This is a genomic window from Paenibacillus sp. BAC0078 (genome assembly GCF_054483875.1).
Window position 1 is genome coordinate 38,787 of record NZ_JBTLRW010000021.1, and the last position, 15,711, is coordinate 54,497.

Genomic DNA, 15,711 nt, shown 5'->3' on the forward strand with positions numbered 1-15,711 from the left:
AGCCCTTATCCCCCTCAGCAAGCACAGGGGGATGAGGGCTGCAAGAACCAGAAATTTTAGGAGTAGTGTTGAATTTCATCTGGATCATCCTGGAATGAGTCAACGATAGCGACACCAGGTCCAGCCATTGTCATTTTGACGTCGAGCACTTCCAATTCAGGCTTGCTGTATTCCTTCTTCATATTCTCACCCCCTTTCAGGCATTGCTTCATCAGGACAGACGCTTCAAGAAACGGTAGAATACAAGTCCACGTGTCAGAAGGCGAAAATCCGAGTTGAAAATCATGCTTGGTGCGGGCTCACTACCCAGCCGGTTCAAGCATCCGGCGAGCCCGGTACTATTGAGGTAAGAGGAGGTGCGCGGGTCCTTGATCATCTCCCTGAGCTCCTGAAGAAAAGCATTCCACTGCGGAAGCATGCGGTAAATCCCATCCGCCCCCTGAACGCCGCGCTGCTTCCGGTTCAGGCGCACCTCGTCCGGCAGCAGCCCCTTCATCGACCTGCGGATCAGTGAGCGGTCCACCCCATTCTGCACATACTGGCCTTCCGGCACGGATAAGCAGAAGCGGATAACACGCAGATCATTTGTGGGATCACGGTCCCACACCCGATATTTCAGCGACAGCTTAGTGGCCACCGTTCCGTTGACATTCCAGACATACGGCTGTTCAAAATGCTTGCGGCGTATATCATAGATCGTCTGGGAAGCTGAACCGCTGTTCACCCCTGCCCTGTTTATCCGTTCTTGCACTTCCGTACGCTTCGCAAAATCAGGATGAATCAGCTCCAGCGGTGCTTCCTGCCCGGCCCGCAGCAGCCGCGTCAGAGACGGGAACGCTTTTTTGCCGACAATCTGCAGCACCTTCCTGCGGTTCGCGCCCATCGACTCATTATATTGCTTGTTCTCCCGGTAAAAGGTCAGCCACCGGAACTCCCGAAGCAGCTTGGCCTGGTAATCCAGGGCCGGCCCCCAGGAAATACTCCAGTTGCCGCGTTGTCCGCTGAGCAGCACGCCGATGTTCTTCATTTGCGCCTGCTCAAAGATCCCTTTTAGCCAATAGGAATTTTCAATAAATTTATAAGGCATCTCCATGATATCCAGCCACTCGTCAATTTCACTGTAGGGGCTCAGCTCGGGAAAGTTCAGAAAGCTCGGCTGAATATTGCCTACATAGTTGATGGTCTCCTGGATATAGGGACGTTCATCGGCTACACGCTTGCCAAGATTGAAATCGACAAAGCTGTCCACCGGATAAGAGCTGAAGGTGTGAAGAGGCTTGCCCCGGCGGCGAAGCTCGGCAGAGGCAAAGCTGACCACCGATCCTGAATCGAGACCCCCGCTAAGGTTGGCGCCAACCGCCAAATGAGTCCGAAGCCGGTCCCGCACCGCACGCCCAAAGACTTCACGGAAGGCTTCCTCATACTCCCCGCTTGAGCGTAAACGCAGCTCCGGCGGAGCCTTGAGTGTATAATAGCGGGAGAACACGATGTTCCCGCCGCTTACTGATATGGAATGTGACGGCGGCAGCTGCTCGACTGATTGATAGACGGTAGAGAACAGGTCCGTGACATCAGTCCGTGTCTGGATCGCCAGGAACTCGGATGCCCAGCTCTCATTCAGCGACCGGTCCGCCCCAGGCATAGACAACAGCGGGTGGATGACGGTACAGAAGGAGAACAGTCCCCCGGACCGGCGGAAGTACAGCGACCGGTTCCCGGAGAAATCCCTGGCCCCGAACAGCGACCGTTTCTCTTCATCCCAGATCATAAAGGCAAAGTCCCCGACAAGATGGACCGGAGTCTGATCGCCCCATTTCTCATAAGCCAGCAGAATGAGCAGACTGTCCGGTATGGACTTTCTGTCCCCATGCGGCACGTGAAGCTGCTCGCACAGCTCCTCCCGGTTGTCAATAATCGCATCAGCCGTAATAGCCAGCCTGCGCATAGAATCATAATAAGGAAGCGTCTCTCCCACGGACTGAGGAGTAATCCACTGCGACAAGCAGCCAAGGTAAATGTCCTTGCTCTGCCACGCACTGATATCATCAGCCGGGTAACGCTTAAGCTGCTCTATAAGGTCAAGTCCCAACTGCGGGTCCAACGTTTGATGCTGCAAATGATAGATTCCGGCAATCGCACTCATCGTAAGACCCCCACCTGGTTCAAAAGCCTCCCCTGTGCTTGTCTAAAGCACCCAAGCTAAGCTTTCTCATAGTTCTTAATAAAGAACATTTCTTAATATATAAGATACCGTTCTTCCTATTAAATGTGAATAACACCAGCGGGTACAATTAGGTATCCTTTAGCGTATTGACGCAGTTGAATTTCTGTGGTATTGAGCTAGGAAAAAAGGTTATTGCAGACCCATTTGAACAGGAAATAGAGGTTATGTTATGGTTAATTGGAAACATTTTCTGGGAGTTGAGACTATGGGACCTTCTGACATGGCACAAGAACTTATACCTAAAGTGTCATAAACTGCCCGTGCCGGGCCAGATAAGCCTCCTTCTCCTTGTAATCCGGCATAATACTTCCGAGACGCCGCCAAAAAGAGCGGTCGTGATTCATATGCAGCAGGTGGCACAGCTCATGAATGATAACATAGTCGATCACCTCGGGCGGTGCCATCGCGAGCCGGTAGTTGAAGGTCAGCTTTTTGTCCGCACTGCAGCTCCCCCATTTAGTATGGGACTCTACAATTTCAATCGACTTGGGTTTGACCTTCAGCATCGTCTGGTACCCGGTGATCCGTTCGGCAATAATCCTTTTCAGGCTGGCAAAATAAAACTTCTTCAGCGCAAGCCTCAGCTTCTCTCCATCCTGCTCTCCGATCTCAATCAATTCATGCAGTGGATACTCCTGACCAAGGTACAAGAATCTGCCTTCCTCCTGATACTCCTTGGGCACCGGAACCTGCCGGGCCGCTGCGATCTTGCGCAGACTCTCCAGAATCCACTCTTCATGGCGCTGCACTGCGCCCAGAATCAGTTCCTCGCTTATGCCCGTAGGGGCTTTAACTGTAATCAGTCCCAGCATATCTATTTGAAGGGAGATTTTCTTCCGTTTCGCATATTGAACGTGAAGCTGTATGATTTGATCTTGAAGCTGAATCTGCATAGCCACCATCATTTCTGTAGAATTGGGTTTGCCTTAAGCTTATCACGACGAACACGTTCCGGTCATTCGGGGCAGAAAAAAAGCCTCTCCCGAGAAGGGAAAGGCTGTAATTCATGCAATATTACGAAGTTGTCAGCGGAAAATGACAGGCCACCATACGCTCAGGAAGCACTTCCGTAAGCACCGGTTCCTGCTGGCGGCATTTGTCCTGGGCCATCGGGCAGCGGGTGTGAAACCGGCAGCCGGACGGCGGATTCGCCGGCGAAGGAACATCCCCCTGCAGGACAATTCGCTCCTGCTTGCGTCTTGGCGTCGGCTTCGGAATCGCCGAGAGCAGGGCTGCTGTATAAGGATGCAGCGGAGCCGCGAATAGCGCCTCAGTCTCTGCCACCTCAACCAGCTTGCCCAAATACATGACCCCTACACGATCCGAGATATGGCGGACGATGTTAAGGCCATGCGCAATGAACAGAAATGTCAGTCCAAGCTCCTTCTGCAGCTTCATCAGCAGGTTAATGACCTGCGACTGTACAGATACGTCGAGTGCGGATACCGCTTCATCGGCTACAATGAATTGCGGGTTCAGGGCAATCGCGCGTGCGATCCCGATCCGCTGGCGCTGGCCGCCCGAGAATTCATGCGGATAACGATTTCGGCGCGTAGCATCTAGCCCCACCAGTTCCATCAGTTCCACGACCTTGGCATCAATCTCCTTGGCCGAGAGGTTCCGGTGAATCCGCAGCGGTTCTCCGATAATATCCTTGACCAGAAAACGCGGGTTCAGCGAACCGAACGGGTCCTGGAATATAATCTGCAAATCCTCGCGCAGCTTGCGCATGTCCTGATGACCCAGCGAATGAATATTCTGGCCCTTGAAGAGCACCTCTCCCCCGGTTGCGCTCTGCAGCCGAAGCAATACCCGCCCGAAGGTGGATTTGCCGCAGCCGGACTCGCCAACTAGGCCGAAGGTCTCTCCTTTGCGGATAGACAATGAGACGCCATCCACAGCTTTTACCTGACCAACCGTCCGGTTAAGCAAGCCCTTGGTGATAGGGAAATACTTTTTGACATCCTTTACCTCTACCAGCACCTCGGCGGGAGGTACATCATTAATGATAGGTTTAACTGCTGATTCAGTGCTCATGCATGGTTCACCTCTTCTCTATCGTCAGCCTGAGCGGGTTTGTCGCCGAATAGCCAGCAGGCAGCACGGTGATCCTCCGAGAGCATGAAATCCTGCGGCTCCCGCTCCCGGCAAATCTGCATGGCATGCGGACAGCGCGGATGAAAGCGGCAGCCTGTCGGAAGCTGCCCAATCGGCGGAATCGTCCCTTTAATGGTATACAGCTCGCCGCCACGCCCGCCTTCAAACCCGGGAATGGACTGCAGCAGCCCAATCGTATAAGGATGACTCGGATGGTCAAATATTTCTTCAACTGTGCCTTCTTCCACGATAGCTCCGGCATACATTACAGCGATGCGGTCGGCAATCTCTGCAGCCACGCCCATATCATGCGTAATCAGCAGAATGGACATGCCAAGCTCTGCCTGAAGCTTGCGCAGCAGATCCAGAATTTGTGCCTGTACCGTAACATCAAGGGCCGTCGTAGGTTCATCGGCAATCAATAGCTCGGGATTACAAGCGAGGGCAATTGCGATAACAATACGTTGGCACATCCCGCCTGACAGCTCATGAGGGTACTGCTTCGCCCGGATCTCCGGTGCCGGAATACCTACCAGCCTCAGCAGATCAATCGCCATTTGTGCAGCTTCTTTGGCAGGTTTGTTCTGGTGCAGCTGCAGACTCTCGGCAATTTGGTCACCTACCGTAAACACCGGATTCAGTGAAGACATCGGGTCCTGAAAAATCATCGCGATCCGGTTGCCGCGGATTTCCCGCATCTCCTCCTGCTTCTTGGCGGCAAGATCCTGTCCGTGGAAATCAATATTGCCTTCAAGAATCATTCCGCCGGCGTAATCAATAAGCCGCATAATTGCGAGCGAGGTCACACTTTTACCGCTGCCGGACTCACCGACAAGACACAGTGTCTGGCCTTTATCCACAGTGAGGGAGATATGGTCCGTTGCCTTAACCAGCCCCTTCTCTGTTACAAAGCCGGTGGTCAGTTTCCGGATTTCGAGTAATTTTTCCGCCATTTGTCCAGCCTCCTCCGGGATTTCGTTACTTGCTGTCTGGGATCAAGAGCGTCCCGAATGCCATCGCCGATAAAGTTAACCGCCAGCACCACCAGCAGGATGCAAAGGCCCGGATAAACGGCTTGCATCGGATCTATCAGCATGAATTCCTGCGCGTTGCTGAGCATAAGTCCCCAGCTTGTGGCCGGAGCCTGAATGCCAAGACCGAGATAGGACAATGCCGATTCACTGAGAATTGCACCGCCGACCATCAGAGTGGCATTGACGATAATCGGAAAGCTCGCATTGCGGAGCAGATGCCGGAAAATAATCCCCCAGCTCGATACCCCAATCGCTCTGGCAGCCTCGACATACTGCATCTCTCTAAGCTGCAAAAAATTCCCCCGTACCAGGCGGGCAATGCTCATCCAGCTGGTTAGGGCCAGAATGAGGATCATATACTTAATCTGTGAACCGAAGATGGCCAGCACCAAAATGTTAAGGAAAAGTGTAGGCACAGAGTTCATCACGTCAACAATACGCATGAATACCGTATCTACCCAACCGCCAAAGTACCCCGAAATTGCGCCGACAATCGAACCGATAACTACCGAAGCAAAAGCTACTGAAAACCCGATAACCAGGGAGATTCTCGCACTGTACAATAGACGGGTGAGAATGTCGCGGCCCAGTTCGTCCGTCCCTAAAAGATGTCCTTCAGCTCCGGGCTTCAGGTTGGGGAACATCATGTCAATAGCGTCTGGCTTATATTTGGTTAGAGCCGGAGCGAGTATCGCCAGGATGATGAAAAAGAGCAGAACGAAAAGCCCGCTCATAGCATATGGATTGCGCGAGAATTTTTTCCACAGGATGACCCAAGGACCGGGAGGTCTTTTAAGCTCTGCCGCAAGCGCTCCGGATTCTGCTTTCAATGGATCAGTTGGAAGTTGTGATTGCTCTATACTCATGCCGCCTTGCCTCCTTGCTTGCCAAGCTTGACACGAGGATCTACTATCGCATACAGAATGTCTGCCAGCAAATTGCCTAGTACTACCATAACCGCCGTTACGATGGTTATTGCCATGAGTACTGAATATTCCCGCTGAGTCGCCATTTGCACGAACCAGCGGCCCATGCCCGGCCAGTTGAATACACTCTCGGTTAATGCGGCCCCTCCAACCAATATAGGAAGATCCATACCCAGAACGGTAATAATCGGAATAAGTGCATTGCGCAGCGCATGGTGGAAAACGACCCTGCGTTCTTTAACACCCTTTGCACGTGCCGTTCTGATATAATCCTGATCCAGCACTTCAAGCATGCTTGCTCTCGAATATTTCATATAAGACGCCAGAAAACCAAGGGCCAGAACGGTAATCGGCAGCACAAGGTGCATAAATAAATCCCCGATGTCCCCTTCTTTGCCCCGTGTGTGCATATCCGATAAGGGGAACCATTTCAGCTTCAGAGAGAACCACTGCTGCAGCAGGATCCCGAACCAGAAAGTCGGCATTGCAAAACCGAGATAGGAGATGAAGGATGCGGACTGGTCGGATAACCCGTACACCTTGGTACTGTTATAGATCCCCCACGGAATCGCAATGACCAGAGACACCAGCCAAGCTGCCCCCATCAAGATAAAGGTGTTGCCGATACGCGGCCACAGCAAATCGGAGACCGCCAGATGATTTTTGAAAGTATACCCCAGATCGCCCTGCAGCAGATCGCCGACCCAGCGGAAATATTGAATATAGATAGGCTTATCCAGGCCCAAATTATGTGCTTGCTGCTTGAAGACTTCCGGCGAAAGGCCAGGGGACAGCATCATTTGGGTCGGCCCTCCTGGGGCCGCATGAATAAGAAGAAAGGTAACAATGGTAATCAAAAAGATTACCAGCACCGATTGCAATACGCGGCGGATCAAATATTCTGTCATCAAATGTCCTCCTAGAGATGGTAAGACATAGAACCCGGAACTCCCTTTTGACAAAAGGAGAAGAGGAAAGAGAATTCTCTTTCCCCTCCCGTAATTCTATTTCCTGTGTCTGTTTGTTTAGTCAGTTACCCACCATTTGATAGCATGGAAGAACTGTCCATAGCCCAGTGACGGCTCTGGAGCGTCTTCGTCTGCCCAATGAACTCTAGGCCCTGTACCAATGGCCTGACCATATTGATACAGGAACACGTAAGGCAGATCTGTAGAGATTTCTTTACCTACTTCTTTGTAGATCTCTTTACGTTTGGCTTGGTCAACGGTAGAATATCCATCCACCCACAGCTTATCCAGCTTCTCATTCTTATACCAGCCGCTGTTCTGGCCAGCAGGCGGGAAGTACTTGGAGGAGAAGACGCTCTCTGAATCCGGGTCAGGAGTGTTCAGGGACCACGCCAACAGCAGGGCTTGGAATTTACCTGGTGTAACGTTCTGGTCGATCCATGCCGCGAAGTCGATAGCCTTCGGTGTAACTTCAATGCCTACTTCCTTCAGGTTCTGCTGGATAACAGCGGCTACTTGCTCACGTCTGCTGTTACCGGCATTGTACTGCAGTTCAAATGAGAACCGGTGGCCTTCTTTAGTAAGGATGCCATCCTTGCCGGCAACCCATCCATCTTCAGCCAGGAGCTTCTTCGCAGTTTCCGCATTGTAATCATAATTGACTGCTGCATCACCTGGATCAGCCCACGTTCCTGGCAGGAACGGTGCATTCATCAGCGCGCCGACACCCTTCAGAATGTTGTCGACCATACCTTGACGGTTCAGTGCATGCGCAATCGCCTGTCTGGTTTTCTGTCCACCGAATAGCCCATAATTATCTTTGAAGTTCTTGGAGTCAAAGTTGAACATTACATATTCATACTGAGCACCCGGTTTTTGGATGATGTCAATAGAGTCATTTGCTTTGACAGCTTCAACCTGAGTAACCGGAATGGCACTGATATGGTCCGTGTCGCCCTTCAGGAGAGCTTGAACCTCGGTGTTTTGGTCTGCATAAATTTTGTATACCAGTTGGGCAATATGAGGTTTAACCTCGCCCCAGTAGTTTGGATCGGCATCCATAGTATGGCTGTCGCCCTGTTTCCAGGAAGTCCATTTCCACGGTCCGTTTGTAACGGTTTTAGCCGGGTCGGTACCATATGGATTAGTTTGCATTTCTTTCGGCTTGACATCCTTCAGAACATGGGACGGCACAATGGCCTGAACCAAGGCGTACAAGAATGGCGCATACACTTGCTTCATTGTGAACTTCACTGTCTTGTCATCGACCTTCTCAACGGTCTTTACCTTGTCGAATAGACTGGTAAGCGGCGATCCGGTTTCCGGATTCTTCGCCATATCAACCGTAAATACCACATCGTCTGCAGTGACCGGCTGGCCATCGCTCCATTTGATGCCGTCTTTCAGCTTCACAGTATAAGTTAATCCATCAGCAGAGATTTCCGGCACATCCGCTGCCAGAGACCAAGGCTCTGCCTTTACGTTTCCTTCGCGGTCCAGATTGTAAAGTTTGGCAAATACGAATTCAGCCAAATCACCGGAAGAAGTATCATTAATCATGAGAGGATTAATATTAACAATATCGGAGAATGTGCTCATTACGAGGGTTCCGCCATCAACCGGTCCATCTTTAGCCGGTTCAGAAGAGGCGGCAGCATCGCTCGCAGCCGGAGCAGTACTTGCTGTTGCACTCGGTGAATTGCTTGAGCTGTCATTCGTACTGCAACCTGTGAATAGTACCCCTACAAGTGATAGAACAAGCAGACCAGACCACCATTTTTTCTTTTTCGCCATCCAAATTACTCCTCCTTAGTGGGTTCGTGTAATGTTGCTGCCAGTGAAGCCGCATTGCATTCATGCTCTCTCTGTTGAAGCTTTGTTCAACCTCCCTTGTGCAAGTCAAAACCTTCTCACAATCGACTTCCAAAGTATGTAACAATACCTCACAGAAAACTCTCTTGCTTTCTTGACCACCATCCCATAAATAGACCGTCGGTCAATTAGCGCCAAACTTAAAACCTGTTTGGGAGGCTTAGCCTTCCCTTATAAATTATGGTTTATATTACATGTTAATAATTCTCACGTCAATAACTTTTTTATTAGTTTTTTACCTAGTGTTCGTTCTAATTAATGGTGTATAATTCCTGGCCGCCCAATAATGCTCACAGACTATTTTCTTTCGACCTATTAATAGTTAAAAATACGTTAATTAATATAACTAACAGTTAACTATGAGAGTCATATTTATCATATGGATACTAGCTAGCAAATATCACCATGGATTTTATTTCCTTCGGGTTATTATCCTATATATTGGATTTTAATACAACATAAAAAAACGAACAGTCACAAAGATTTCCTCTTTGAACTGCCCGCTTTTCTTTTGTTACTCTCCATTTACTCTTATTCAGTATACCGTATATTCATACCAAACTACCGGTCAATCTGCTGCTAAGGCATGCCACTCCCCGCTTCAATCATCATTAGCAAGCAGTTCAGAGCCCCCTATTTACTAACACAGTTCCTGCCTTTTTTCTTTGCACGGTATAAAGCCTTGTCCGCAGACTTCATCACACTATCCGTCGTTTTGTTCTTTTCATTTTTTTGCGAGACGCCGATGCTTACGGTTATGTATATTTGTTTTGTGGACCTTGAGCTTTGGGAGCTTTTTCGGGATTTGCCTTTGGATCTGCTTTTCCCGCGTATGGTAAAGGGACGTTTAGATATCTTTTCCCGCAGCTCTTCGAGATGGGGAAGGACGTCATTAATGCTTTTTCCCGGAAAAAGAATCGTGAATTCCTCTCCGCCGTAGCGGAACGCTCTTCCCCCGCCCGTAACGTCCTTGATGGTGGAAGCAACCAGCTTGAGTACTTCATCTCCCGTATCATGTCCATAGGTATCGTTGAATTTTTTGAAAAAATCAATGTCCAGCATTGCAATCACGTAGTTAAAGCCCAGCTTCATCATATCCTGCTTGAGCGCCCGCCGTGATGGGAGACCGGTAAGCTCATCCGAAAAAGCCATCGAATATGAATCCTGAATAATTGAAGTGATCAGAATAATTACCGAAGCCCCGAAGAAGATGGCATACATCACGGGACTGTTATTATTATGCAGTACAAAAAACAATGCAAGCAGAACACCGGTAAAGGAAATATCCTGTGAAGAGGATCCGTATATGATTGCCCTGGCGATAAGGATAATAAAAGCAACCAAAAAGACGATGATCGGCAATTGGGACATCGGAGTCATAGAGTAAAGATTTACAGGCACTAGGTCTTTATTCAACAGATTGAAGAGTTCTCTTGCTCCTGACTTCATCTGCCAAGCGAAAAGCAAGAATTGCGCGAGTATCACACCTAATCGAAGCATCCCCCATAAACTCAAAATGCCCCTTTCCTTGAAAAAGGAGAACAGTGCGATGTTCAGAGGAATTACCAGACAAACGACGGTATAAATGTCCTCAGTCCGCAATGCTGTACCGTAGAATTCCGGCAGATCATTAATTAACGCTAGACTCATGGTAAGGATAATCAGGATATAAAATTCTCGGCTCCGGTTAAACTTCCAGGACAGCACAGCCCCCACAAAGGCAATAACATACGGAGAAATTTGGATAACCTCTAACTGCTGGCTTGTCATTGATTTCGTTTTTGTATAAAAAAAGTAGGCCGCAGCAATTAAGATAAACGGTATTGCTTTGGAAAAGGCTGCTCTGATCGTCGTCTTCAAGCTGTGGTAATTCCCTTCATGGAGTTTTTCTTTGGCTCCCTATTATTATCGGCTTTTCGAAGCCGCCAGCTTATTCTTCGGAGAAAAAATCCCCGCTTATCTCCGGCAGAGAACAAGCAGGGATGTACTATTTATCTATTCACTAGCGGCAGCTTGACCAGCACCTTATACTCCCTGCCCGCCTCCAAATCTGTGACTCTTCCATCTACGATATGGTTGCCGTCCACATATACTTCTGCAGCGGTGACGCCGGGTTCGCGCTTCATTTCAATATGCAGCTCCGCCCCTCTAAAGGTACGTCTGACCGCAGCCTCTTGCCAGTGTGCTGGAAGCTGCGGCTGAATGCGGATTCCCGCCGCATTCCCCTGTACGCCGAACAGGCCGTCAATCAGGCAGCGGTAGACCCACGGAACCGTCCCTGTGTTGAACAAATGGCTGGAGCGCCCGGCGGTACGCGGAAATTGTCTGTAGGCCCCGCGATAATAGTTGGGGATGAACACAGGCAATTGGCCGCGTCTGACCAGGTCCTCAAGGTCTGGTCCGGGGAGCATTTTCCGCAGCAGGCGGTAGGCATCATCCGGCTCGCCCACAGCGTAAAGCGCATAGATATAAAAGGCCGCCGCATGATTATATACCGCACCGTTCTCGGCGGTTCCCGGATGCTTCTGCGTCACGCGTCCCACATCCTCGCGCATCGCGGTGTAGGATGGTGCCAGCTTTTCCAGACCATAAGGGGTTTCGAGCTGCTCCTTAACCGCCTGCATCAGCTTCTGCTGCCGCGATGCATCCGCGGCCCCGCACAGCAAGGCCCAGCCCTGAGGGTTAATGAAGATCCGCCCCTCCGTATCCGTGCTGATACCAAACACCACATTATCATCTGTAATCCCTCGGGCGTACCAGTTGCCATCCCATAAGTACTGATTAATGACTGCGTTCGTCTTGTCCGCCGCTATGGCAAATTCCTCGCGCAGTTCCTGCCGTCCGCTTGTGCCACAGATGTCCGACCAGATCAGAAAAGCGTAAGCCGAAGCCATCGTGAGCCAGCCGGACACGCCTTTTCCTTTGTAGCCCACCATGTTCATCGGATCGCACCAGTCGCCCTGATCAATATAATTCAAGCCCCGCTCATCCGTTGCGTCCATCAGCCAGTGCATCGCCCGGTTAATGTGCTCAAAGACCGTCCCCGTTTCCCCTCCTCCGGCAAAAGGAACCACCTCATCCAGGACGGTATAATCATTCGTTTCGTCCAGGTAAGTACTTAAGCAGATCGGCAGCCAGACACAATGGTCCATATGCGGAACCTGATTGATATATTTCAGCTCGGCCGCTTCATGGAGAATAATGCCGTCCGGCATAGCACCGCTTGCATTTTGCTGGCTTAACGCCGTGAGAAAAGCATTTCTCGCCATCTGCGGCTTGATATAGCTCATACCCATATTATCCTGCAGGTAATTGCGGGTCTGCGGGTCTGTTGTCAGACGGTTGGTCTGCCCATGATAGTACATTTGCCGGGGCAGCCAGTGATTCACGAAGTTGTCCAGATCCGCGTCAGGGGTCTTGATCTCAATACAGCCCCGACCCTCCCGTATGTACTCCCCGTATTCTTTCTCAGCTACAGCAAAACCATCCTCACCACTGGACGCTCTATTCTGAAAATAATGCTGGCGGATATGCGTGATCTCAGCTTCATTTTTAGCCGGTCCGAAAATAAAGCGGTACTCCTTCTCTTCTCCAGGCTCCAGCTCAGGGCTGTATTGCAGGACACACAGCGGCATCTCATACCGGGCATCCCCTTGGGACAGTATTTCCTGCTGAATCGCGGATGGCATAGCAAGCCCGCCTTCTCCTTCAAAGGCTTCCTGACTGGCCTCCCAGCTTCGCGGCTTCTGCTCTGCAAGCAGGAAGGTCTTATCCTTCAGCAGCTTGATCTTCGCATAGTCCTGATATTTCTGGTAAGGCGTAATTGCGGAGCAAACCATCGCCTGTAAATCTTCACTGTACTCTGCGGACTGATTCATCCACGACATGTAGCCTACAGTAAAATAAGGATAAATGCTGAGCTTCCGCTTCCGGTCTGCGAGATTCTTCACCTTCACCCGCCATAGCTCCAGGGCATCGTCTTTGGGCAGACTCAAGGTCATTTCGATAGCAATATCGTGGTGTTCAATCCTCCAAACGATATTATGCTTCCCTACGGCAAATGTATATTTATCGGGATGCACGCGTACAGGCTCATAAGGCGCAGAGAAAATCTCACCGTTCTCCTCGTCCTTCACATAGACAAAACGGCCAGGATGATGCGCATAATAAGGCTGCTCCGGCTGCATAAATGTCTTTGCTTCCAGGTTGGGGGCATAGGAGTATTTCGAAGGCTCCGGCTGCATAAACTGGGCTACCGCATAACCCCGGCAGTTCACGTGGATCATCATCTTCTCATTCCACAGAAACCCCGAAGCCTTGGGCAGCAGGGTCGGGCTTGTTAATTCAACATATTCATTGTCTTCTGTTGCTCTGATCATCATCGTACCTCCTTCGGATTCACTAACTATAATGCCTAAATTATACAGCACCTTCGTGCAGCGGGTATAGAATCATAGCGCAATAAAAAGGGACACGAATCGCTCGCGTCCCTAATCTGGTATATTGTACTAAATCTAGCGGTTCATTCTTTGGCTAGTCCTTCTCTATCTCTTCCAAGCGCCCGCTTTTGCCCATTCCAAAGACATAATATCCTATGAAGACAAGCAGGATGAAGGCTGCTCCGACAATCAGAGAGGTACGGGTATCCGGGTTGAACCACATGCCAATCAGCACCAGCAGGAGGAACACAATCGTGATATAGTTGCTGACCGGGAAGAACATAGACTTGAAGGGATGTGTACTGAGCTCCTCTTTCCATTTGGCCCGGAACTTGAACTGGCTGATTGCCAAGGCAAACCACGGCACCATTCCGGGAAGAATGCTGGCACTGTAAATGTACAGAAACAGCTTGGAGTCCGGCATAAGATAGTTGAGCAGCACCCCCACAAGCAGGAGGGCTATTGTCGTAATAAGGCTGTTCCGGGGAACACCGCCCTTCGAGACTTTGCCGAAAAATTTCGGGGCCTGTCCATTCTTCGCCAGAGTATACAGCATCCGCCCTGCACTGTAGATTCCGCTGTTACAGCCTGACATAGCTGCGGTCAGAACCACGAAATTAATAATCCCTGCAGCGGCCACAATACCTACCTTGGCAAAGGTCATCACAAACGGACTGCCGATTTCCCCCACCTGATCCCAAGGGTAGATCGTGACAATCACAAAGATCGCGCCTGCATAAAAAATCAGAATACGCCAGATGATATTTTTGATCGCTTTTTTCAGTGTATGCTTCGGATTCTCAGCTTCTCCGGCAGTAATCCCTATCATTTCTACTCCCTGATAGGCCGCAGTTACAATACAAAGCGCAAACAGAAAGCCTTTAAGGCCCCCCGCAAAAAATCCGCCATGACTGTAAAGGTTCGAAAGGCCAATCGGATGTCCTCCATTCCCGAGACCAAAAAAGATCATCCCTGTTCCCACAACCAGCAGCACCGAAATCGCAACGACCTTGATTATGGCGAACCAGAATTCAAGCTCCCCATAGAACTTCACTGCGGCCAGATTGGCTGCGGCAATAATCCCTACACCTGCCAAAGCCGGGAGCCATTGCGGAATATCCGGGAACCAGTAGCCTACATAGATTCCAATTGCGGTGACCTCCGCCATCCCCACTGTAACCCACAGGAACCAATAGCTCCAAGCCGTCAGGAAGCCGGCCAGGGGATGAATATACTTGTGGGCGAACGTGGCGAAGGAGCCGGTAACCGGTTCCACAATCAACATTTCACCCATCATCCGCATGACAAAAAACATAATGATTCCTGCCAGCAAATAGGCCAGCAGCACCGAAGGCCCCGCCCATTTGATCGTGCTTGCCGACCCCATAAATAACCCTACCCCAATCGTACCGCCAAGCGCAATCAGTTCAACATGCCGTGTCTTAAGGCTTCTAGTCAGTTGCTTTGCCTCCAAAAGAATGCTCCCCTTCGTATGTGTCTCGTGTTATGTCATTAACGCATTGCAGGATTACCCTACAAAATTGTAAGTTAATTCACATAGAAACACAATAGAGCGGGAGAGATCGTCCCCATCCAAAAAAATACAAAAAAAAGAATGCGTATCGCGCGCATCCTTTGCATCAACAATTAAGTATCAGCTCATCCTATTCCCCGCTATGCGCCCGCTTCAGAGCAGCAATATCCAGCTTGCCCATTTGCAGCATAGCCTGCGTGACTCTTTGCGCTTTTACAGGGTCAGGATCATTCAGCAGCTTCCCCAGAATGGTCGGAAAAATCTGCCACGATAAGCCGTATTTATCCTTCAGCCACCCGCACGGCCCTTCCGAGCCGCCTTCGGACAGCTTCTCCCACAGCTCATCCACTTCCTCCTGCCCCTCACAGTTGACGAGCAGAGAAATTGCCTCTGAGAAGGTGAATTCCGGACCGCCGTTCAGTGCAGTGAACATCTGCCCGTCTAGTTCAAACGTTACTGTCATCACCATCCCCGCTGGCCGCCTGCCGCCTTCGCCGAAATATGACGTATTGATGATTTTTGAATTTTTGAATATGGAGGTGTACAATTTCGCCGCTTCTTCCGCCTCGGTATCAAACCATAAATTCGTAACAATCTTTGGCATGACAGGTCCCTCC

The 15,711-nt window shown here is 50.3% G+C and carries 12 protein-coding genes; all 12 read right to left on the reverse strand.

Annotated features, from left to right (window positions below):
* Positions 1 to 56: 56 nt before the first annotated feature.
* On the reverse strand, positions 57 to 182 hold the full coding sequence (locus ACX1DY_RS26570; RefSeq protein WP_458967190.1) for a paeninodin family lasso peptide: 126 nt from the start codon (positions 180 to 182) through the stop codon (positions 57 to 59).
* A gap of 29 nt (positions 183 to 211) precedes the next feature.
* Positions 212 to 2,143 carry an asparagine synthase-related protein gene (locus ACX1DY_RS26575; protein WP_458967191.1) on the reverse strand — a complete coding sequence of 644 codons (1,932 nt, stop codon included), beginning with the start codon at positions 2,141 to 2,143 and terminating at the stop codon, positions 212 to 214.
* Positions 2,144 to 2,463: 320 nt separating this feature from the next.
* Entirely contained in the window at positions 2,464 to 3,117 is a 654-nt protein-coding gene (locus ACX1DY_RS26580) for a M48 family metallopeptidase (protein ID WP_458967192.1), read from the reverse strand.
* Positions 3,118 to 3,238: 121 nt separating this feature from the next.
* The gene (locus tag ACX1DY_RS26585; RefSeq protein WP_458967193.1) at positions 3,239 to 4,261 is read right to left on the reverse strand and encodes an ABC transporter ATP-binding protein; all 1,023 of its coding nucleotides are present in this window, start codon (positions 4,259 to 4,261) and stop codon (positions 3,239 to 3,241) included.
* On the reverse strand, positions 4,258 to 5,274 hold the full coding sequence (locus tag ACX1DY_RS26590; protein WP_458967194.1) for an ABC transporter ATP-binding protein: 1,017 nt from the start codon (positions 5,272 to 5,274) through the stop codon (positions 4,258 to 4,260). Before ACX1DY_RS26590 ends, ACX1DY_RS26585 begins: the two co-directional genes overlap by 4 nt.
* Positions 5,241 to 6,221, reverse strand: coding sequence for an ABC transporter permease (locus tag ACX1DY_RS26595; protein ID WP_458967195.1), 981 nt, complete (start codon positions 6,219 to 6,221; stop codon positions 5,241 to 5,243). Before ACX1DY_RS26595 ends, ACX1DY_RS26590 begins: the two co-directional genes overlap by 34 nt.
* Positions 6,218 to 7,189, reverse strand: coding sequence for an ABC transporter permease (locus tag ACX1DY_RS26600; RefSeq protein ID WP_458967196.1), 972 nt, complete (start codon positions 7,187 to 7,189; stop codon positions 6,218 to 6,220). Before ACX1DY_RS26600 ends, ACX1DY_RS26595 begins: the two co-directional genes overlap by 4 nt.
* Before the next feature lie 117 nt (positions 7,190 to 7,306).
* Positions 7,307 to 9,043 (reverse strand): peptide-binding protein, encoded by a 1,737-nt coding sequence (locus tag ACX1DY_RS26605; RefSeq protein WP_458967197.1) that lies wholly within the window; start codon positions 9,041 to 9,043, stop codon positions 7,307 to 7,309.
* Between the two features lie 711 nt (positions 9,044 to 9,754).
* Positions 9,755 to 10,981, reverse strand: coding sequence for a GGDEF domain-containing protein (locus ACX1DY_RS26610; protein WP_458967198.1), 1,227 nt, complete (start codon positions 10,979 to 10,981; stop codon positions 9,755 to 9,757).
* Positions 10,982 to 11,112: 131 nt separating this feature from the next.
* Positions 11,113 to 13,500: a GH36-type glycosyl hydrolase domain-containing protein gene (locus ACX1DY_RS26615; protein ID WP_458967199.1), complete on the reverse strand. Its 2,388-nt coding sequence runs from the start codon at positions 13,498 to 13,500 to the stop codon at positions 11,113 to 11,115.
* Positions 13,501 to 13,654: 154 nt separating this feature from the next.
* On the reverse strand, positions 13,655 to 15,034 hold the full coding sequence (locus ACX1DY_RS26620; RefSeq protein WP_458967200.1) for an amino acid permease: 1,380 nt from the start codon (positions 15,032 to 15,034) through the stop codon (positions 13,655 to 13,657).
* 190 nt (positions 15,035 to 15,224) lie between these two features.
* On the reverse strand, positions 15,225 to 15,698 hold the full coding sequence (locus ACX1DY_RS26625) for a VOC family protein (RefSeq protein ID WP_458967201.1): 474 nt from the start codon (positions 15,696 to 15,698) through the stop codon (positions 15,225 to 15,227).
* Positions 15,699 to 15,711: the final 13 nt, after the last annotated feature.

Coding starts and splice junctions, on each gene's coding strand:
- ACX1DY_RS26570 (WP_458967190.1), bottom strand. CDS start 182: ATGAAGAAGGAATACAGCAAGCCTGAATTGGAAGTGCTCGACGTCAAA.
- ACX1DY_RS26575 (WP_458967191.1), bottom strand. CDS start 2,143: ATGAGTGCGATTGCCGGAATCTATCATTTGCAGCATCAAACGTTGGAC.
- ACX1DY_RS26580 (WP_458967192.1), bottom strand. CDS start 3,117: ATGCAGATTCAGCTTCAAGATCAAATCATACAGCTTCACGTTCAATAT.
- ACX1DY_RS26585 (WP_458967193.1), bottom strand. CDS start 4,261: ATGAGCACTGAATCAGCAGTTAAACCTATCATTAATGATGTACCTCCC.
- ACX1DY_RS26590 (WP_458967194.1), bottom strand. CDS start 5,274: ATGGCGGAAAAATTACTCGAAATCCGGAAACTGACCACCGGCTTTGTA.
- ACX1DY_RS26595 (WP_458967195.1), bottom strand. CDS start 6,221: ATGAGTATAGAGCAATCACAACTTCCAACTGATCCATTGAAAGCAGAA.
- ACX1DY_RS26600 (WP_458967196.1), bottom strand. CDS start 7,189: ATGACAGAATATTTGATCCGCCGCGTATTGCAATCGGTGCTGGTAATC.
- ACX1DY_RS26605 (WP_458967197.1), bottom strand. CDS start 9,043: ATGGCGAAAAAGAAAAAATGGTGGTCTGGTCTGCTTGTTCTATCACTT.
- ACX1DY_RS26615 (WP_458967199.1), bottom strand. CDS start 13,500: ATGATCAGAGCAACAGAAGACAATGAATATGTTGAATTAACAAGCCCG.
- ACX1DY_RS26625 (WP_458967201.1), bottom strand. CDS start 15,698: ATGCCAAAGATTGTTACGAATTTATGGTTTGATACCGAGGCGGAAGAA.